Annotated in this window: 18 protein-coding genes; 9 read left to right on the top strand and 9 right to left on the bottom strand. The window is 42.6% G+C overall.

Features of this window, described 5'->3' with window-relative positions; translation table 11 throughout:
• Positions 1–125: 125 nt before the first annotated feature.
• Positions 126–674, bottom strand: a complete 549-nt coding sequence (locus GQR89_RS09550; protein WP_158769834.1) for a TrmH family RNA methyltransferase — start codon at positions 672–674, stop codon at positions 126–128.
• A 530-nt stretch (positions 675–1204) separates the two neighbouring features.
• On the opposite strand from GQR89_RS09550, the gene GQR89_RS09545 reads away from it, so the two are divergent.
• Positions 1205–2410: a bifunctional alpha/beta hydrolase/OsmC family protein gene (locus GQR89_RS09545; RefSeq protein ID WP_158769833.1), complete on the top strand. Its 1206-nt coding sequence runs from the start codon at positions 1205–1207 to the stop codon at positions 2408–2410.
• A 318-nt stretch (positions 2411–2728) separates the two neighbouring features.
• Here the strand turns inward: GQR89_RS09545 and GQR89_RS09540 are convergent, their stop codons facing one another.
• Both GQR89_RS09540 and GQR89_RS09535 read right to left on the bottom strand, forming a co-directional pair.
• Positions 2729–3664, bottom strand: a complete 936-nt coding sequence (locus GQR89_RS09540; protein ID WP_158769832.1) for a glutathione S-transferase family protein — start codon at positions 3662–3664, stop codon at positions 2729–2731.
• 398 nt (positions 3665–4062) lie between these two features.
• Entirely contained in the window at positions 4063–4458 is a 396-nt protein-coding gene (locus tag GQR89_RS09535; protein WP_158769831.1) for a hypothetical protein, read from the bottom strand.
• 612 nt (positions 4459–5070) lie between these two features.
• Between GQR89_RS09535 and GQR89_RS09530 the strand changes: the two genes are divergently transcribed.
• The 4 genes from GQR89_RS09530 (at position 5071) to GQR89_RS09515 (ending at position 8691) form a co-directional block, all read left to right on the top strand.
• Entirely contained in the window at positions 5071–5475 is a 405-nt protein-coding gene (locus GQR89_RS09530; protein WP_158769830.1) for a LexA family transcriptional regulator, read from the top strand.
• 1 nt (position 5476) lies between these two features.
• The gene (locus tag GQR89_RS09525; RefSeq protein ID WP_158769829.1) at positions 5477–6742 is read left to right on the top strand and encodes a Y-family DNA polymerase; all 1266 of its coding nucleotides are present in this window, start codon (positions 5477–5479) and stop codon (positions 6740–6742) included.
• 106 nt (positions 6743–6848) lie between these two features.
• Positions 6849–7289 carry a DUF4174 domain-containing protein gene (locus GQR89_RS09520; RefSeq protein WP_158769828.1) on the top strand — a complete coding sequence of 147 codons (441 nt, stop codon included), beginning with the start codon at positions 6849–6851 and terminating at the stop codon, positions 7287–7289.
• Between the two features lie 436 nt (positions 7290–7725).
• Positions 7726–8691 carry a calcium/sodium antiporter gene (locus tag GQR89_RS09515; RefSeq protein ID WP_158769827.1) on the top strand — a complete coding sequence of 322 codons (966 nt, stop codon included), beginning with the start codon at positions 7726–7728 and terminating at the stop codon, positions 8689–8691.
• Between the two features lie 48 nt (positions 8692–8739).
• On the opposite strand, the gene GQR89_RS09510 is transcribed toward GQR89_RS09515, so the two are convergent.
• The 3 genes from GQR89_RS09510 to GQR89_RS09500 all read right to left on the bottom strand — a co-directional run bounded on the left by GQR89_RS09510 (position 8740) and on the right by GQR89_RS09500 (position 11178).
• Entirely contained in the window at positions 8740–8943 is a 204-nt protein-coding gene (locus GQR89_RS09510) for a hypothetical protein (protein WP_158769826.1), read from the bottom strand.
• A gap of 126 nt (positions 8944–9069) precedes the next feature.
• Positions 9070–10557 (bottom strand): 2-methylcitrate dehydratase, encoded by a 1488-nt coding sequence (prpD, locus tag GQR89_RS09505; protein ID WP_158769825.1) that lies wholly within the window; start codon positions 10555–10557, stop codon positions 9070–9072.
• Between the two features lie 84 nt (positions 10558–10641).
• Positions 10642–11178 carry a hypothetical protein gene (locus tag GQR89_RS09500; protein WP_158769824.1) on the bottom strand — a complete coding sequence of 179 codons (537 nt, stop codon included), beginning with the start codon at positions 11176–11178 and terminating at the stop codon, positions 10642–10644.
• Between the two features lie 644 nt (positions 11179–11822).
• On the opposite strand from GQR89_RS09500, the gene GQR89_RS09495 reads away from it, so the two are divergent.
• From GQR89_RS09495 to GQR89_RS09480, 4 genes are all read left to right on the top strand, one after another.
• A complete protein-coding gene (locus tag GQR89_RS09495; protein WP_370461058.1) occupies positions 11823–12776 on the top strand; it encodes a 2-hydroxyacid dehydrogenase in 954 nt (317 codons plus the stop codon).
• Positions 12777–13497: 721 nt separating this feature from the next.
• Positions 13498–14010 (top strand): DUF421 domain-containing protein, encoded by a 513-nt coding sequence (locus tag GQR89_RS09490; RefSeq protein WP_158769823.1) that lies wholly within the window; start codon positions 13498–13500, stop codon positions 14008–14010.
• A 100-nt stretch (positions 14011–14110) separates the two neighbouring features.
• Positions 14111–14734 carry a trimeric intracellular cation channel family protein gene (locus tag GQR89_RS09485; RefSeq protein ID WP_158769822.1) on the top strand — a complete coding sequence of 208 codons (624 nt, stop codon included), beginning with the start codon at positions 14111–14113 and terminating at the stop codon, positions 14732–14734.
• A gap of 315 nt (positions 14735–15049) precedes the next feature.
• Positions 15050–15832, top strand: a complete 783-nt coding sequence (locus GQR89_RS09480; RefSeq protein WP_158769821.1) for a hypothetical protein — start codon at positions 15050–15052, stop codon at positions 15830–15832.
• 84 nt (positions 15833–15916) lie between these two features.
• Here the strand turns inward: GQR89_RS09480 and GQR89_RS09475 are convergent, their stop codons facing one another.
• From GQR89_RS09475 to GQR89_RS09465, 3 genes are all read right to left on the bottom strand, one after another.
• The gene (locus tag GQR89_RS09475; protein WP_158769820.1) at positions 15917–16528 is read right to left on the bottom strand and encodes a hypothetical protein; all 612 of its coding nucleotides are present in this window, start codon (positions 16526–16528) and stop codon (positions 15917–15919) included.
• A gap of 615 nt (positions 16529–17143) precedes the next feature.
• On the bottom strand, positions 17144–17827 hold the full coding sequence (locus tag GQR89_RS09470) for a Fe2+-dependent dioxygenase (RefSeq protein WP_158769819.1): 684 nt from the start codon (positions 17825–17827) through the stop codon (positions 17144–17146).
• Positions 17828–18037: 210 nt separating this feature from the next.
• On the bottom strand, positions 18038–19147 hold the full coding sequence (locus tag GQR89_RS09465; RefSeq protein WP_158769818.1) for an alpha-hydroxy acid oxidase: 1110 nt from the start codon (positions 19145–19147) through the stop codon (positions 18038–18040).
• Positions 19148–19181 lie beyond the last annotated feature (34 nt).

The raw sequence follows: 19181 nt of genomic DNA, 5'->3' as shown, positions 1-19181 counted from the left end.
AGTACTCTTTAAGCAAAACCGTGAATTTTAAAACAGAAGTTGGCCACGGTTATTTTGTCGTAAAGACGATATACCAATGACCAAAGAAACTCAGCATGTCCCTGTAGTTACCGTTCTAAAATAGCTTAAGCCTGAGGCAGTCTTCGAATTTGATTGGCGCATTCGGCTAAGACAATCGCCCCAGCGGTGGCCACATTTAACGAGTTACCCATGCCAAACATGGGAATATGGATATGTTGATGACTTAACTTCAATACCCCTTCACTGACGCCCTTGCGTTCATTGCCTAACACCAAAACGCAAGGTGAAGGGTAAGCAACCTCGCTGTAATCCACTGATGCTTGGCAAAGCTCAACACTGTAAATGCCGTAACCCTCATCCAATAGGATTTGCAAGCTTTCAGTGGCACTGTCGCTGTATTCAACACACACCCATTTGGCTTCATTTCTAGAGGCTTTTTTAAACTTTTTGTCAGAAATGGTTAGCGAGCCACAGACAATAACCTTCTCAATCCCAAATGCATCCGCCAAGCGAATAAACGCCCCAATATTATAGCTATTAGTCACATTATCTAACACCACCACTAATGGGATTTTACGCTTGCCGAGGTATTCATTACGGGTAGGTTTATTTTTTCGAAGTTCGTCTTTGCTAAGTTGTATTTTTGACTGCAAGGTGTTTTCTCTTTTAACTAAATGAATGTGCTTGTATTGCTAAAATGCTGTTTAAGCCTTCGTGCGACACTAAAAAACCAAATTAACAAGCTAGTGTTACTTTTACCTAATTTGCTATAAACAGGGACAATAACGTTATTGCCATGCACTTATCTTAGTGCCTTTGGTAACGTAAATAGAATAATCGTCTTACCCTAAACTGCCCATACAAATCCACCATGAAATTATAGGGATACCTTAGCTAGATGACCACCACCTATTACTAAATTCGGTTTATGCTTATCGTTCATGTTATGCAGATAGATTAGCAATTTAGAATTATTATTTGAAGTAACAAGAAGTTGGGTTTACGTCATGGTTGCCAGCATATAGATACGCGGACTAATCTAAAATACAGGACTTAAAATATGACGGTTTAAAATATAAGGGGTAAATTAATGGAAACACCATTTACCTTTTACGCAAAAAGAAATTTTAAGCGCCTGCGCACGGTCAAGTAACTCATAGAGTCATTCTTCAAAGGTGTATTAATGCGACAAAAAATAGAGTTTACCAGCGGGAAAAATCAGTTAAGTGGTTTGCTAGAGACACCAGAAACAGACATTAAATTCTATGCCTTATTCGCGCATTGTTTTACCTGTGGAAAAGACGTGGCGGCGGCATCGCGTATCAGCCGCGCATTAATGGCAAAAGGAATAGCAGTACTGCGTTTTGATTTTACGGGGCTAGGCAACAGCGACGGTGACTTTGCCAATAGTAATTTCTCTTCCAATATTCAAGACTTAGTCGCTGCGGCTGATTTTTTACGCGCAAACTATCAAGCACCTAAAATATTGATTGGACACAGTTTAGGGGGCGCAGCGGTACTGGGTGCTGCCAAAGATGTGCCGGAATCGACTGCCGTGATCACTATTGGCGCCCCATTTGAAGCAGCCCATGTCGCCCACAATTTTGCCATGCATATCGATGAAATAGAGCAAAAAGGTCAAGCCGAAGTGAGTTTAGGTGGGCGTAAGTTCACCATCCAAAAACAGTTTTTGGACGACATTAACAGTTATGACACCAACCACCTGCGTCAACTTAGAAAAGCGCTATTGGTGATGCACTCACCGGTCGACACGACAGTGAAAATAACCGAGGCCGAAAAGCTCTATCGTGCTGCAATGCACCCAAAAAGTTTTGTTAGTTTAGAAAATGCAGACCACTTACTTAGCAACAAACGTGATTCTGAGTATGTGGCAGAGGTCATCTCAGCCTGGGCATCGAGATATGTGCTAACTGAAAATGAAAGCTACCACGCGAATGTACGTCAAGGTCACGTTTTAGTAGAAGAAAAAGACCATAATTTTATGCAACACGTAAGCACAAATAGCCACTATTGGCTGGCCGATGAACCACTAAAAGTGGGCGGCAAAAATGCAGGCCCTGATCCTTATGAACATCTTCTTGCTGGGTTAGGTGCATGCACCGCGATGACGTTGCGAATGTATGCCCAGCGCAAGCAACTACCCGTGCAACATATCAAAGTAGAACTTACTCACACCCGGGATTATCAGCAAGATTGTGTAGACTGTGAAACGAAAGCGCAGGGTATTGAAGCTATTGTTCGCAGTATTAGTTATGTAGGTGATTTAGATGAGCAACAACAAAAACGCTTTTTAGAAATTGCCGACAAGTGCCCAGTACATAAAACGTTGCACAACAGCGTGATGGTAAAAAGTCAATTGTTGAAATAGAGCGGTTTCAATTGGCAATAAACAGCCGATAGCGACGAGAAGCAAAGAAGTATGCTTGTTACAGGTAATGTGATGAATGATGTCAAACCTTTGGGGTAAGGCGCAATGATTTAATCAACTAAAGCAAATATTCTTTCCTTAACTACTTGCCACTTCGACCGATAAAGGCCCGCGAGTAACCTTCGTGTGCCTTTATCGGTCAACATTTTTCTGCTTTAATCAGGCCTATAAAGGCGCTGTAAAACCGTTCATCGCTTTCTATTATGAAATTATTCAGTTACTTAGAAGTGTTTATATTTTGAATAATTGAGCGTTATATTATATTGCAATAATTTTATAGCCAACGCGTGGAAAGTGAACGTAAACCTCACCCGCTATTTCATCAATTCGTTTAATCGCAACTTCATCAGTCTTTGAAACGACCAATTTGCCGATAACGGGTGCAATACCGTAGTCATTGGGTACAATTTCAACACGATCACCAAACGTAAAGCCGTTAATCACTAAAAAATTATCTTTTGAAAACACGCCCTTCTGTGCCAACCGCGCGATATCAATTGCAGCAGTTGCATCGATATGGGTTTGTGACCCGTGCCCAATGGCCTTTATCATTTCAAACCACTGCTTAAGGTTTGGATAACCTTCTAATAATGGACTAACGCCCGCGTTATTATTGATAAACCAGAGGCAGTGATAAATTGAAAAATCTGCAATACTAATGTGTTCGCCACAGACATAAGGACCTGCATTACTAAGTTGTTGCTCAAACTGTTGTAAATAAATGGGTATTAGCTGCAACGCAGTATTAGCATCCATTGATAAGCCGGTGCCACCCTCACGCATTTTCGCTCGATCGTCAACGAAGGCTGCGACAAATTTTTCGGGAACCCGTTGACGAAACGCTTCAAATCCTGCGGGAGAAAATGCAAGCGCTGCAGCAACACTAAACAAGTGTTGATCAGCCCATTGAGCCAAGATATTTGACGTTAGTGATAATTCTTTCGGGAAAATGCTCTGCGTGGAAAATTGTTCATCAATCACTCGGGCCATTAGACGGGTGTCACAATAAATGTGCTTATTATGCTGCAGTACGGGTGTTTTACGATACCCTCCCGTAAGCGCAACAAGGTCTGGTTTGGGCATAATTATCGGTATGTTAACAACATTATAGCGCGCATTTTTATACCCTAACAGAATACGAATTTTTTCCGCAAAGGGAGAGGCGTCATAGTGATGTAAAATAAAATCATTCATCGACAGTAACCTTTTTGATTATTCTGACGCATCGCACCAGATTACATTAGTGATTGACTATAACGTGAGCGTGCGGTGAAGACTCATTCAAACATTGAATAATCGATTATTGATACAGACAATAGTGAAGTTAAACAAAATAACGCAAGAATTGGCTCAATCGGCACATATAAAACACCTACGCGAATTTTTTTTACTGAATAGAAGCCGCAGATGAAATATCCATCCACGGCTGCGCAGCCCAAAACATTACTTTCACGCTATACGTAAATAAGACCAATTTAACCAATCAATGTATATCGTTGCACTTTTAGCAATCTCGAAAAATGGTTTGTGTTTATGAAAGTCCCAGTTCCTTTCATTTCCTAATCGCACTAATACACGTTTAGTCACTACTATTAATTTTCATTATCCACAAAGCCATAACAAATATACCCAGCGAGCCGTTTGGGATTTTTATTCATATACAAGAAGTGCTCAAAGCCGATGGAAAAAGCAAATGGGTTAGCGTTGTAATCAGCGTAATATTGATCTCGCCCTAAACGAGCCTCATTCACGCCCGAGGCGAAGCCACTTAAAAAGTCTTCACGGTTGTGTAGCGTTATACTCGTAGCACCCTCACCACTTTTCACAAGTTCAAAAACACCTTCGTTTACGAACTTGTTGAGCAATGTTTCGTTAAACGATCCCGTGTAAAACTCGGTTTCAGGGTCAAAATCAACAACAGCCATGCTGTTATTGCTGCTTGCTTCCATTAATGAAGCAAACAGTTCACGTGTTTTTTTTGATATCACTTAATTACCCTTTTCAACTTTAACAACTTCGCATTGCCGATTGATCAGAAAATGAGCTAGGGCCTCTGGGCAGGCTTATCTGGCTTGCAATTATAAACATTTTCGCTGTGGATTTTACCAAATTTAACAAATGTGGTTTGTTAATCTTCATCCTCGATGTATCCCACCCAAGATAAATACTCAATAAATAACAAGTCTGATGGTTACTATTTTGGCTACTGAAGACTAGACATCGCATGGGATCTGAAGACCAAAAGATAACCTAGTTATTTTGGGGGTTTAGCTCATTCCTGCCAAAGGTTCTGTCCAATGCTTTCTCTTCCTAATTCGAAACACTAACATATATGTCTTGGTCTGCTATCCGTTTAACATGTTCGTATAGATTAATGGGAATACCTAAATGGCACGTTTCTTCCAGATAATTAATGCTGCCATCCCTTAGTGACTCGCGTCAGTTTTATTTATGCCATGGGCAATATTAAATTCAGAATAACGCCACGGTTTAGCTACGAGATACAAAATTACGATGTTGCTGTAACCCTATAACCAAATCCGAAAAAATAATCATAAAGTTGATTTAAAAAACACCAATACTGTATATAATTACAGTATATGTTGAAATTTATCCCTATTAAGGCCTCTGCAGGTATTGTCGGTTTTGAATCACCTGCCACAGAGTACACCCAGTTAAGTCTAGATTTAGACCAGCTGCTTATTGATCATCCGTCTGCTACCTATATTGGTATTGCACAAGGAAAGTCGATGATGGGCGATGGTATCTTCTGTGGAGACTTATTGATTGTTGATCGTGCCCAAGAGATTAAAGATCATGACGTGGTTGTGGCTAATCTAAACGGCGTTTTTGTCTGTAAGAAAATCGACAAGGTACAAGGTTGCCTAAGATCTTCTAGCAAACACTTCCCACCTTATTTTCTGAGCGAAGAAGATGAGTTTCAAATAGAGGGCGTTGTCACGCGCTCTATCCGATTACACCGACCATTCAAGAAACAGCTGTAATATGTATGCCCTGTGTGATGTAAATAGTATGTATGCGGCCTGCGAGAAGGTCTTTGACCCAAGCATTCGCAATAAACCGGTAGTGGTACTGACCAACAATGACGGCTGTATCTGCGCCGCTTGTGGCATTGCCAAGCGCATGGGTGTGGGAAAGAAGTTCGTGCCCTACTTTCAGGTCAAAAAAGAACTTGAGGCCGTCGGTGCTGTTATTCGCTCCAGTAACTATGAGCTGTACGCGGATTTAAGTCAGCGCATGATGGACACCTGCGCGCGCTTTGCCCCTGACATCAACGTTTACTCTATTGATGAATGTTTTTTGTATTATGGTAAACATGCCTCGTCCCCCTCAGTTGGCTGGGAAACCCTAGCGAAAAAGATCAGGCAAACGGTATGGCGAGAAGTCAGGTTACCCATATGCGTAGGCGTGGGCCCTACGCCTACTCTAGCGAAAGTAGCGAACCATGCGGCAAAGAATATTGAGGGCTTCAAAGGCGTAGCGGTAATCGATAAGGAAGATATGCGTAAAGCTGTACTCTCTCAAATGCACGTTACCGATGTATGGGGCATCGGCAAGCGCTTAGGCTTACGCTTAAATGCATTAGGTATTCATACCGCGTGGGAGCTAGCCAATCGAGACCCATCCCAAATCAGAAAAGAGTTTTCGATTGTCGTTGAAAACACAGTGCGTGAGCTAAACGGTGAAGTTCGCCACAGCTGGGATACGGTGCGCGCCGCCAAAAAAGAAATATACAGCACGCGCAGTTTCGGACAACGCATCACTGACTATCAACAGTTACGCAGCGCGTTAGCAAGCCATGGTGAAACCGTCGCAATAAAGTTGCGTAAACAAAAAAGCTTGGCGGGTAGCATGACGTTGTTTGCGACCAGCTCCCCCCATGACGATGAAGGGTATTTCAGGCGCTCATATTTTCATCACTTTATTGCGCCCACCAGTGATACCCGCAATATTATCAAAGTCGTCGAAGCTGCCATGTCACAGCTGTTTAAATCCGGGGTACGTTACTATAAATGCGGCGTAGGCTTAATCGATTTACACGACCAAGGCTTGGTTCAATTTGATATGTTTAATCCGTCAAATGACAACCCTCAACTGATGGCCTGTATGGACACCATTAACGCCAAATATGGTCGGGCAACTGTGCATGTAGCGGCCAAAGGATTTGAACAAAAATTTGCTATGCGACGCGCTTTTCTGTCCCCCCAATACACCACAAAATGGAGCGACATTCCGAAAATCATTTGTTAAGTTGCTCGAATATATGGCCTTGAGCGTATTAACCTAAACGACCTAACATTATGCTTATTTGCTATAATCTACTTTAAATGGACAAACACCGAGGCATGGTACTTAAATGAATAAACGAGGTTATGTTAGCTGGCTGATGTTTCTTACAGGGGCGTTATCAATAGGTAATACCAGCGCCGAAGACAAGTTGGCTGACTTTCAATGGCAGCATAGAGTCTTGATCACTCAATTGCCTTCTAAAGACGCGCTGGCAAAATGGCGGGCATATTTTACCTATCAACAACCCGACCTTGCGGCCCGTAAACTAGTTGCATTTGTACAAATTGATAAGACTGTCTATCGACTGACCCCAGAGCAAGCGCAATTTACATCTGTGCATTTACGCCAAGATATACTCGCCCTGCTCGATCGACATCCTGATACCGTGTTATTAATCGGCTTAGACGGAGGTATTAAAGAAGTCTACCCATTAAGAGACTTTAGCTTGGAGCAGGTGTTTGCTGACGTTGATTTGATGCCGATGCGCAAAGCTGAAATTGGCCGCTAAATAGATTACTCAATCATCGTTGGAATAGAGTCACAGTGGCGCAATGAGCCAATATCTATGGGTACATTGATTGGACCTTTAAACACACTAGAAACCAACTCCGCCATATTTTATATTCTAGTAGAAGCCGCGCTGCGTTAAGTTATAAAAATGAATTAAAGCGTAAAAGTGAGTGGCAGCAGCTTAGTCAAGAATACGATCAGATGATTTAGCTACAGTGGTGCACGACGCGCAATATTTGTCTCGGTATTTTTTGCCATTCCAGCTGGAGCGATGCGGTAAATGCAAATAAACTTGTTAGTTTCTAATGTTTATTGCAAAAATCATATAGAGTTAGATAACTATTGATTTATATAGGTTAGCCCTAACTATTATCTTGCTGGACTTGTGCAAACTGCTAAGCTGCAGCCCATAATATAGAATAGGAATACCCTTGATGTTACTGGCAGTTTTGGCGTTAATATTTGGCCTAGGACTTTTGGTGTGGAGCGCCGATCGGTTTGTTGACGGCGCTGCGGCTGCGGCCCGCTATGGTGGAATGCCTCCGTTATTGATTGGTATGTTGGTCGTTGGGTTTGGGACGTCAGCGCCTGAAATGGTGGTATCCGCTATGGCGGCTGCGGATGGAAATCCCGCTTTGGCGCTAGGCAATGCCTACGGATCAAACATTACCAATATCGCGTTAATAATCGGCTTAGTGGCTTTGCTTAGCCCTATTAATGTGCACTCTCAAGTACTTAAAAAAGAACTACCGCTGGTACTGGCCATTACCCTATTTGCTGGCTGGCAAATGTTTGACCACCAATTAAGTCGGTTCGACGGTTGGTGCTTACTGGGCGTATTTGCTGTTGTCATGACCTGGTCGGTTTGGCAAGGCATGCGCAATCCCCATGATCAAATTTCAAACGAAATGACCACTGAGTTAGGCGGTAATAGTATGACACTAAAGCAAGCCCTTAGCTGGTTGGTGCTGGGTTTGGTGTTGCTCGTTGTCGCCTCTCGTCTGCTGGTATATGGCGCTGTCTATATTGCACAAAGCTTAGGGGTGAGCGACTTAGTCATTGGTTTGACCGTCGTTGCGATTGGTACCTCTTTGCCAGAATTGGCCTCATCGTTAATGGCCATCAAAAAAGGTGAGCATGATATTGCGCTCGGTAACATTATTGGTTCGAATTTATTTAACACCTTAGCGGTAGTCGGTATTGCAGTGGTAATTGAGCCGATGCATATCGATGCGATATTCTTAAGCCGCGATTGGACCTTGACCTTTGCTTTAACAGTGGCCTTGTTGGTGTTAGGTATAGGTTATAAAAAACAGGGACGGATCAACCGGCTAGAAGGCGCTTCACTGCTGATAGTATTTTTTGCATACACGGGGTATTTGATCAGCAGCGCATTCTAAATTCGAGGTGAAGCAAGTCTAATTCTTTATTAGGCTTTTTTCCCTACGCTATTTCTTTACAGGAATATCTTGCAGCAGCTTTAAAATAGCGGGATTGTTGTTTAATTTAGCTAGGTCAATTAAATAGCTTTTTTCAAGTTCTTGCATAGGTTGGTCGCCCAATAATTCGATTACCGACTGTTCTTCTCCATTAGCGATAGAAGTTTCTAAGGCTGCAAAGTTCGCGATGCCGTGTTTAATTTCATCAGTCATATTTGATCTCTTTCGTTATGCTTCGTTAAATGTTCTTTAGTACGTTATTTTGCAATACTCTTACTAACAATATGACCGGGTATAATGCAATTCAACGTTTTGAATGAACTAAACACGTAATAAAAACTACCCGATAACAAATAAGTCCATAAAGCGATTTACTGGGGTGCTCTCAAGTTTGGCTTGATCTTTACAAAGCGTGAAGATGGTTTCGCATTGTTGAGCTGGAAAACGCGATGCCAAGTTAGATTTGAATTTTTGCTCTAGCAGCGGGAGCCCTTCTTCACGGCGTCGTCGATGACCTACTGGGTACTCTACAACCACCTCTTCTGTCTTGCTGCCATCTTTAAAGAATACCTGTATAGCATTGGCGATCGAGCGTTTATCAGCTTCCAAATACTCTGCGCTAAAGCGTTTGTCTTCGACAATTTCCATTTTGTCACGCAGTTCATCTATGATGGGATGCGCGTTGTGAAACGCATCTTCATAATGCTCAGCGATTAGATTTCCAAATGCCAACGGAACAGCAACCATGTATTGCAAGCAATGGTCGCGGTCGGCTGCGTTGGCCAGTGCGCCTGTTTTAGAGATAATGCGAATGGCTGACTCGTGGGTGCGTATCACAATTTTCTTGATATCCGCTAAGCGAGTATTTACTTGAGGATGCAAAATAACCGACGCTTCTGCTGCGGTTTGTGCATGAAATTCAGCAGGAAAAGAAATCTTAAACAGGATGTTTTCCATTACATATGAAGCATAGCCTTGAGAAAACGAAAATTTACGTTGCGCCTCTGGTTTTAGCGCTTGCTCTTTGTTCGTTTTCGAGAAAGATACAGCATAGAATCCCCACTGAGCTGCCGTTAACACGCTTGGTATGCCCATTTCGCCGCGCATTGACATGTCTGCCAAACGAACCGCTCTGGACGTCGCATCCCCCGCGGCCCAAGATTTACGAGAGCCCGCGTTTGGTGCATGGCGATAGGTGCGCAACGCAGAACCATCGACCCATGCTTGGGATATGGCCGCCATAATTTGCTCTCTATTGCCGCCCATCATTTTCGTGACAACCGCAGTTGATGCAACACGTACCAATAATACATGGCATAAACCAACTCGGTTAAACGCATTTTCTAATGCGATAACGCCTTGAATTTCATGGGCCATAACCATGGCTTCAAGCACTTCTCGCATAATAAGAGGCTGCTCGCCATTTGATAATCTGACTTGCGACAAATGATCCGCCACGGCCAAAATGCCGCCTAAGTTATCTGATGGATGCCCCCATTCAGCCGCCAACCATGTGTCGTTGTAATCAAGCCAGCGAATGATGCAACCAATGTCCCATGCAGCTTTTACTGGATCGAGCCTGTGTGACGTACCGGGCACTCGGGCGCCATTAGGCACAATAGTACCGTTTACAATGGGTCCGAGGTGTTTAGTGCACTCTGGAAAGCGCAGCGCAAGTAATCCGCAGCCTAAGGTGTCCATCAGACAGTTACGAGCCGTATTTAATGCTTCTTCGCGATCGACTTCAAAGGCCAGTACATAATCAGCGATGTCTTGAATGACGTCGTCATAGTCAGGGCGATTGTTAATATCTGCGTTACTGGTCATTTTGTATCCTTTTCGGTTACGGTCATGGCTTGATGTAATGTTTAAGCAGTATAATTTGATGCTTAGTCAGCGTGAACGCTTACGCTATTTCGACTTACTGACTAACTTCAGTAAATAGATCGGTAATGGCCGGATAACGTTATAAACAACATAAGCGATTGCCGCAAAAACCAAACCACCTATAAGCGGCAATACTGCACCAAATCCCACGCTTGAAACGAGCACATAACCCAATAGAAATGGGGGGTGATAAATGGGTAAAAATAACGCGGCTACTAGAATAGACGGCAGCACAAGCATAGAAATAAGTTCAACGTATCCGCTGTAAAATAGTATAGAAATGACCAAGGCGTAAACACTTGCACCTAACAGTTGCAGCCACACTTTTCGCGGGTAAACGTCACCATACTGTTTGGTAAGAAAAGTGGTTAAAAACCAAGTAAATATAGGCAGTATAATTAATCCCCACCAATTGGAAATGGCAGGCAATGAGGGATCATTCAAAACGTAGTGCTTTGGTACGCCTGACGTCAAATGTTGCCATATTAGCTGTACGAAAATATATCCTACAACTAGCGAAGTCAGTAATAAACGTGAGTTGTTACGCAAAGTCAGCATCATTTTTCTGCATTAGTTTTGGTTAACTTACGTTATCTGCTCGTTTTTTGGTATACCAGAGAAAGTTTGTTACAAACAATTTACCGCAGAGATAAGCTTTTGACGAAGGCGCTGTCATAACGTCAAACTTTTGTATTCAGCTGAAAACCTGATCCGAATAGGCAATATAAGAGCATGGAACTCTTGGGCTTGATGAACAACGTAACGTTATAATGCCCGCAATCAAGGTGCTATGCACAAAAAGGCTAGCGCATGTCCTCGCATTCCTGGTGACTGCTACTGTTTTTTAATGTTACACAGTGGAATAAAAACGTTTTGATCCGCAAAAACCTACTTTAGCATAAATGTTTCATACTCCCCCCTCGACAAACCAGATGAAATTCAATTAGTTACAATTAATTAACAGCGAATAAAATAGCTAAACTTTTGCGACTCACTTTAACATTTCTTCTTGTTCTCGATTTATATTGATGACAAGATTTGTCGCCTCATAGTATTAGAAAAAATATGGTCACAAGAATGCAATTTATAACAAATGATGAAAGGCATAACGTAGCGAAGCAAATCGCAAAAATACGACGAGTCGGTCACGCTTACATAGCATTATCAGAGCGTCGAAGCGATGGTCAGACTGACGAGGTAAACGCATGAACAAACCTAAGCTATTAGTGCTTGGCACTCAGACCGAGCGTATGGCCGAGAAACTTAACCAGGTCTTTGATGTGTTAAGCACTTCTGGTGCGGACCAAGAATCGATGATTGTGCAACACGGAAGCGAAATAGAATACGTGTTATCAAGGTTCCACGGAAATTTGAAACGCGTCGATATGGAGCGAATGCCAGAACTTAAGGTGATCTCGAACTATGGTGTCGGATATGACTCAATCGACACCAGGGCTGCTGTCGAACTGGGCATCATAGTTACACATACCCCTGACGTGCTGAACGATGAAGTCTCAAACACTGCCATTATGTTGCTGTTGGCTTGTGCTCGCAACTTGATTCAAGATGAAAGTTATCTTCGGGCGGGACGTTGGCCAAAGGAAGGCAGTCCACCGCTGTCAACATCGGTGAGCCATAAGGTGGTAGGGCTCGTCGGCTTCGGTCGTATCGGTCAAACCATCGCCGAAAAATTGCGCGTATTCGGCACCGACGCCGTCTACCACGCACGTAGTGAAAAAGACGTACCTTATAAATATTATAAAGATTTGACCCAGATGGCAGCGGATGCGGATTTCCTGATTGTGATTACACCCGGTGGGGCAAGTACGCGACACCTAATCAATACTAATGTAATTGAAGCGCTCGGTCCCCAAGGCTGTCTTATCAACATATCTCGGGGCAGCGTGGTAGACGAAGACGCATTGATTAGCGCTCTCAAGACGGGCCGCCTCGGTAAGGCAGGACTTGACGTGTTTGAAAATGAACCTCATGTACCAGACGCCTTAATAGAAATGGATAACGTGGTGTTACTGCCCCATGTGGGTAGCGCCACGGTCGAGACTCGACAAGCTATGGGAGATTTAACAGTAGAAAACTTGATCGCATTTTGGCGCACAGGTAAGACAGTGACACCAGTACCAGAATGTCGAGACATGTGAGCTATGGTGCGGCTACTGGGCTATGTAATGTTATGTGAAAATCAACAGTCATAGACTGGCAGCTGAATTTTCGTATAACACAATTCAACAGGCCATTAGCGCACATAATAGCAAGATGAAGTAGTTTGTAATTAATGGGCAGCTTGGTAATGACAGCCAAGCTTGCAGCAAACTACGGATAATGTGTGCTTCTTACTGTTAGCTGTTACCGATTTGCGCTGTAGGTTAAATTGGCTACTCGCATGGCCCCAATGTCATACAAATTGCCATATTGAATAGTCACGCGTAGCAGTCATACACAGTGCAGATTGTTCTTCACCTCACCCTTTGAAAAAGCTACATACAGAAGTAAAATTCTTACCCCCCACGTCGTAGTAACGATCTCTATTTAATAAAACAGAATTGCTTCATTAGCTAGCCAGCTTAGTAATGGTGCAGTTTTCAGCCCTAAACATAATGTTAAGTATGCTTATGCGCCCATTGGCACAGTACTTGATTTATTGAAGTCGATTTTGGCTGTTTTGCTTAGGCATTATAGATTTATGTCATTGAGTTAGGGCATTCGATTAGGGCTCAAGCGACTTGATGATTTCAAAGAAATAGCGAATTTTTGCATATTAACCAATAAAGCGAACGCCTGATTTTGGGCCGCGTATTCTGTGTTAGTAGCGAATGACCAATCACCACTAATTTGTCGATTATTATCATTTTGGAGAAAAATATGTTTTTTGAATCTTGGGGCGAAATCGTCCGGATTATTATTACTACCCTAATAATTTATCCCTTTTTAATATTGGCTACGCATTTGGTCGGCAAGCGCTCTTTTGCAAAAATGAATAATTTTGATTGGATTATTACGGTAGCCACAGGCTCTATTCTCGGCTCTGCAATTTTGTTGAAAGACGTTGTGATAGTAGAAGTATTAGTCGCCGTAAGTCTTCTTTTGCTACTACAGTACTTATTGACGTTATTGAGCGCTCATTTTTCTGCATTTGATAAGACCGTAAAGACCTCACCGCAATTAGTGTTCTTTAACGGTGAATATATGTCTAAAGCCATGAAGGATACGCGGCTTACCTGCACAGAGGTTGAAGCAGGTATCCGTAAGGCTGGCTTCGGTGATTCGAGTCGTGTAATGGCTGTTGTATTTGAGGCTGACGGCGAATTAAGCATTATAGCTAAAAGTGAAATAAGCAACGGTCTTATAACGAAGCTCCGTAATGAAAGTGCATGACACGAACGCTAAATTGACCTTCGCATGGGTGGCTGATGCTAAATAAAATAGCGTTACGCCATGACAAAAAAAACAAGAAACCAAAGATAAAGGACCTACAATGACATCTGACTATTTTCATTTCTTGAACCTTATTGGAGTCGCATTTTTTGCAGTCGCGGGCACTCTACTGGGGTATGAAAAAAAGGTCGGTGGCTTTGGCATAGTGGTCGTCGCTTCCGTTACCGCCTTGGGTGGCGGCTCTCTAAGAGACTTACTTTTGAACGAGCCTGTTTTCTGGGTGGCGGATCAAGCGTACTTATATTCCACGTATGCGGCAACAATTGTCGCTATTGTCTTTATTCGTTATTTGCCCCACCTATCAAACTATTATTTCTTGCTTATTGATGCCGTTGGCATGGCAATATTTAATATAGTAGGGATTGAAAAGTCTTTAATAGAAGGTACAGGCATGCTGATTGCCATAACCATGGGAACCACGACCGGTATATTTGGTGGTCTTATCAGAGATGTTATTTGTAGAGAGGTACCTTCTGTTATGCGCAGCGAAATGTATGCCTCAGCCTGTGTTTCAGGGGGGTTGGCCTATGGCGCGCTATTTTACTTTGGTGCACCATACATTTGGTGCATTTTCGGTTCACTTTTTACAACGGTATTTTTAAGAATGGGGGCCCTACATTGGGATTGGCAACTTAAATTTTTTAAAAAAAGGTACCGCCAATAGCAAAGTCAGTTTATTACCCTATAGGCTATCTCCCTGCCCTACAATTCCCTCAGTTGACGCGTTCAATTTTTGAGCGCGTTTTCAAATGGATTATATCCGCCATTTCATGATAAAGCCCAATGGGTTACTGAACACTGACATTTTTTGGTTCTTATGGCCGGATATAAAACGTAGACCCGCATCGCTTTATTAACTGCAGCATAATCCGGTTTAGGTAATTTCCGTAATGTGCTAGGTACAATGCCGAATAGCATATGACGAGGGGTTGAACGATTATTAACGTAGGCCATAACTTTTTTTAGAAGGAACCTCATTATGAAATCGAATAAACGATTAACCGAGTTACAAGAAAGCTATCACGCGATGGTTGATAGTGTTGAAGAATATGTGGTTAAAGAAGGGAAAACGTTACAGCAGGCTTTCCATGCCGCTGAAGAAAAGCTCGGCAATACAGCAGAAACAAGCAAAGAGAAAATACAGCAAGCGAGCAAAGAATTAAAAGATAATTTACGTTTATGGGGGGAAGCTGTAGAAGGTGTCAGTGAAGCCTATAAAGATCAATTAAAATTCGACTTAGCTTATGTAAATAGTTCAGCTTGGAGCAAGTTACAGAGCATCGCTAATACGAGTACAGCAGAGTTAATGGAGTTCACAACATCGCTTAAAGAGAAAGCACAAGCGGTTGTAACAGAAAATCATCTGGCTGCCCATCAAGAGCACACCTTGTGGGGTTCTGAACATGCTTTATGGCTAGATGAGATCGCCTTCTGGAATAAAGAACATGACCAAGCACTAACTAAACTTTCTGAAATTGAAAAGGAGCTTAAGCAGCAATCAATCTCTTTGGCTGAACATACTAAAGCTATTCAAGCGCATGCAGAAAGTGATCACCAGCACGAAAAAATTATGAAAGATGCGGAACAAGATGTTACCAGCAAAGTCTTCGAAGCCGCGGATGAAAAAGAAAATCCTGTGCATCAACACGAGCGTAAATTACATGCCAAAAATGCCGAAGCGCATCTTGCATTAAAAGCACAGCATTTCAAAGTAATGGCTATGATTAATATGCTTTATAAAGAAACGCATAAAGCCGTTTAGTAAATATACTTAGAAAAATCACCACTCGAATAAATCGTCACCTTGGGGCCATTTTTAGCCCGAAGGTGCGTTTATGAAGCGTTGTTATTGATAGGTTCTTTTTACCCAGCCAACCAGATACCAGCAATCAGCCGTATTCTTAGATTGCCTGATAGCGGAAATGTCTTCCAGATTTTTGAGACTGGTTTCTAATTCAGCTTCTGTCAGTGCACTGCGGTCGTAACGAACCAAATGGGTATTGATTTTAGTCAATAAATCTTTGCCGCTCGTTGTGTTGGTGCGCCGCCCCCTAACAAACCACATACACCAAATAACCATGGCATCATTTTCACTTAAGTTTACATCTTGTAAATCACTTACTTGGCGCAGCAATTCGATAAACGCAAAAATACCCAACCAAGGCTCACGTTTATTTGGCATGCCTGGAGGGTGCGTTTTCACAATCTGGTCAATCAAGGTATTAATACTAAGTTTTATATTGCCCGGCTTTTCCGGTTTTACTCTGGCAGGTTTCTCTGCTGAGCCTTCAGCTGGAATGGGTGTTTTAGGCGGTCTGACCAAGATAGACGGAGTAAGTGTCGTGTTGATAAAATCGTCAGTTGAGTCGGGCTCTATGCCCATCTTGATAAGTGAAGTACGTAGCAATACGTTAACTTCCTGTTGTTTGTTGTTTGCCACCTCATAGTTGGGTTCCATTAACATACCTCCTATTCATTTTTATTTTAGTTTGCTTTATCAGCGATGCTCACGAACCTAACGCCCTCAATTAAGGCAATCGGCCACTGGTAATACGGGCTGACTTGCACTCCTTTTTTGAGGAAATAAAAGGTTAATTCCTTCGTAAGCGATAACGCTCTCTCTAGTAGGCCCTCATAAGTGCTGGCAATCCGTCATACACTGAATGAGTTATTGGCCCTTGAAGCTTTCGTCTGTTGACATATGTTACCACAAAAACGACTGCAAATCTTTTCTCAGACAAGTATTGTGGGTTATAGAAGGGTTGTTTAGTAACGCTTTATAGCGAAATACGGGTCATTTATTAGCCGAACAAATACTTTAAATATGGTTTAATTTCAAACGAAATCAGCCTATTTAAAAGTCGATACCAAAAGCTCAACTCTAAACAGTCTGCCGATAAATAGCAGGGGGATATTGTCCTAAATGGCGAAATAGACATGCGTAATGACCGACAAAGATAAAATCTATCGCCTTTGACTTAGGCTAAGCATTTTGATAATTACGCTATAAAAAATAAAGCATTGTTTGACCGAGAGTCAAAGATATGTCCGCCAACAAAGCAACTTGACTAGTCTAACAACTGGCCCAACTGCGCATAAGATTATGGTATACCCCTGTCAAGCGTTTCACTTCTGGGTCGTTGCTGCCAAGTTCTACCGTTAAGTTTTGTATAGATTGGTCTAAATCAAACAACATACTACGTTGATCGTTACTTCGGACCAAGCTTTCTATCCAGAAGAAAGAAGCGGTTCTAACGCCTTTCGTTACTGGATTAACCTGATGCAGGCTATTGGCCGGATACAAAATAACGCTACCAGCGCCAAGCTTAATTTGTTGCAAACCGAATTGGGTTTCAATGCTCAGCTCACCACCGTCATAGGACCGTGGTTCAGATAAAAACAAGGTAGCAGAAATGTCAGTACGCAGCATTTGATGACTGCTAGGGATAGGCATCACTGAACTGTCTACATGCAAACCGTAGTGTTCGCCACCTTGATAGCGATTAAATTTAGGCGGATATATTTTATTCGGCAACGCTGAAGACATAAAAAGTGCATTACCGGATAGTTTACGAATAATATTATTTCGTAGTTCCATCGCCAACGCACTGGTGTCATCTAACTGTTGATTATATTTCACTTTTGAGGCTTGACTACCCGCTGTGTGCTTACCGTCTAGCCACTGACCTTTATCTAACGCTTGGGTAAATTGAGTTACTTCTTGTTTGGATAATAGATCTTCAATAACGGTTAACATTGGGTTCTCTTTATACAGGCTGTTTCTATCAATAATAAGTATCGCGATGAAGACTTAAGGGTTCTGTTACTTTCAATCTTAAGTAATTAATTTATCGAATAAATTAATTATGCCTAAGCCTGATTTTTGTTACGCCCGAGGGCAGTGTTAAAGCTACTATTTCAACGTGCTTTTTTAAAGCATTTTTTAATGTGAATGTGAACGATAAGACTAATAAATGCAATCAAGGGTGATATCGTCAATGGTTTCACACCCTGTTAGCGCCATGGCTAATTCTAATTCTTGTTGCAGTAAGGTTAGGCTGTGAGCCACGCCCAGCGAGCCCGCAACCGCTAAACCATTTAATACAGGGCGACCAATTAGTACCCCATTTGCCCCCAACGCAATGGCTTTAAAAATATCAGTGCCCCGACGAATGCCACTATCAAGTAAAATAGAAAACTGCTCACCCACGGCATTTCGTATGGGCGGTAGCAAATCAATACTGGGAGCAAGCCCATCTAAGGTGCGACCACCGTGGTTTGACACTACAATACCTGCACAACCACTTTGTGCGGCTAAAATCGCATCTTGTGGATGACTGATACCCTTTATCCAAATGGGCAATTTAGTATGTTGACGCAGCCATTGTATGTCATCCCAATCAGGTGCGTCGGCCATCAACCCATTTAGCAACACGCTTTGCCCTGGGGATAACGATTGAATTTGCGACGTGGGGTAATTAACCAAGTTGGCGGCCACCACACTTGCGGGTAAGCTAAAACCTGCCCGCTGCTGACGGTTGCGTAAACCACTAACAGGCGCATCAACTGTCACAACTATGGCTGTATACCCTGCATTTTCAGCCCGTCTTACAAGATCCAAGGTGTGTTCTTGATCAGGCTGCATATATAGCTGAAACCATTTGGGCGTTTGCTGTTTTGCCGCGATGTTTTCAAGTGGCACAGTGGAAAGTGTGCTGGTAAGCATACCCATATTAACCGCATTAACGGCTTCAACAGTAGCCAGCTCTCCCTCTGGATGTAACAAGCTTTGATAGGCTAAAGGCGCCACTAACATAGGCCAAGCGAAGGTGTCTGCGCTTAACGTAATAGCGGTGGTGCCCCTAGTGAATTTGCGTAATACACGCTTGTTCATGCCGATAGCGTCAAAAGCGCTTCGGTTACGATTTAAGGTAATGTCGTCCCCTGCCCCACCTGCAATATATTCATAGATATCGAGAGGCATATAATCTTTAGCCAAGCGCTCATAATCGCATATGGCAATGACATCTGCGGGGATTTGGCTGAGTTTGGGTAACACGTAATGATTTTCGTTCATGGTCACAGATTAACCTAAAAAGAAAAAGGGAGCA

Source organism: Paraglaciecola sp. L1A13 (assembly GCF_009796745.1).
Taxonomy (GTDB): Bacteria; Pseudomonadota; Gammaproteobacteria; order Enterobacterales; family Alteromonadaceae; genus Paraglaciecola.
This window is presented reverse-complemented; position numbering and strand designations above follow the sequence as displayed.

Coding starts and splice junctions, on each gene's coding strand:
- GQR89_RS09495 (WP_370461058.1), top strand. CDS start 11,823: ATGAACAAACCTAAGCTATTAGTGCTTGGCACTCAGACCGAGCGTATG.
- GQR89_RS09485 (WP_158769822.1), top strand. CDS start 14,111: ATGACATCTGACTATTTTCATTTCTTGAACCTTATTGGAGTCGCATTT.
- GQR89_RS09465 (WP_158769818.1), bottom strand. CDS start 19,147: ATGAACGAAAATCATTACGTGTTACCCAAACTCAGCCAAATCCCCGCA.
- GQR89_RS09540 (WP_158769832.1), bottom strand. CDS start 3,664: ATGAATGATTTTATTTTACATCACTATGACGCCTCTCCCTTTGCGGAA.
- GQR89_RS09480 (WP_158769821.1), top strand. CDS start 15,050: ATGAAATCGAATAAACGATTAACCGAGTTACAAGAAAGCTATCACGCG.
- GQR89_RS09545 (WP_158769833.1), top strand. CDS start 1,205: ATGCGACAAAAAATAGAGTTTACCAGCGGGAAAAATCAGTTAAGTGGT.
- GQR89_RS09530 (WP_158769830.1), top strand. CDS start 5,071: ATGTTGAAATTTATCCCTATTAAGGCCTCTGCAGGTATTGTCGGTTTT.
- GQR89_RS09475 (WP_158769820.1), bottom strand. CDS start 16,528: ATGGAACCCAACTATGAGGTGGCAAACAACAAACAACAGGAAGTTAAC.
- GQR89_RS09520 (WP_158769828.1), top strand. CDS start 6,849: ATGAATAAACGAGGTTATGTTAGCTGGCTGATGTTTCTTACAGGGGCG.
- GQR89_RS09510 (WP_158769826.1), bottom strand. CDS start 8,943: ATGACTGATGAAATTAAACACGGCATCGCGAACTTTGCAGCCTTAGAA.
- GQR89_RS09500 (WP_158769824.1), bottom strand. CDS start 11,178: ATGATGCTGACTTTGCGTAACAACTCACGTTTATTACTGACTTCGCTA.
- GQR89_RS09470 (WP_158769819.1), bottom strand. CDS start 17,827: ATGTTAACCGTTATTGAAGATCTATTATCCAAACAAGAAGTAACTCAA.
- prpD (WP_158769825.1), bottom strand. CDS start 10,557: ATGACCAGTAACGCAGATATTAACAATCGCCCTGACTATGACGACGTC.
- GQR89_RS09515 (WP_158769827.1), top strand. CDS start 7,726: ATGTTACTGGCAGTTTTGGCGTTAATATTTGGCCTAGGACTTTTGGTG.
- GQR89_RS09525 (WP_158769829.1), top strand. CDS start 5,477: ATGTATGCCCTGTGTGATGTAAATAGTATGTATGCGGCCTGCGAGAAG.
- GQR89_RS09490 (WP_158769823.1), top strand. CDS start 13,498: ATGTTTTTTGAATCTTGGGGCGAAATCGTCCGGATTATTATTACTACC.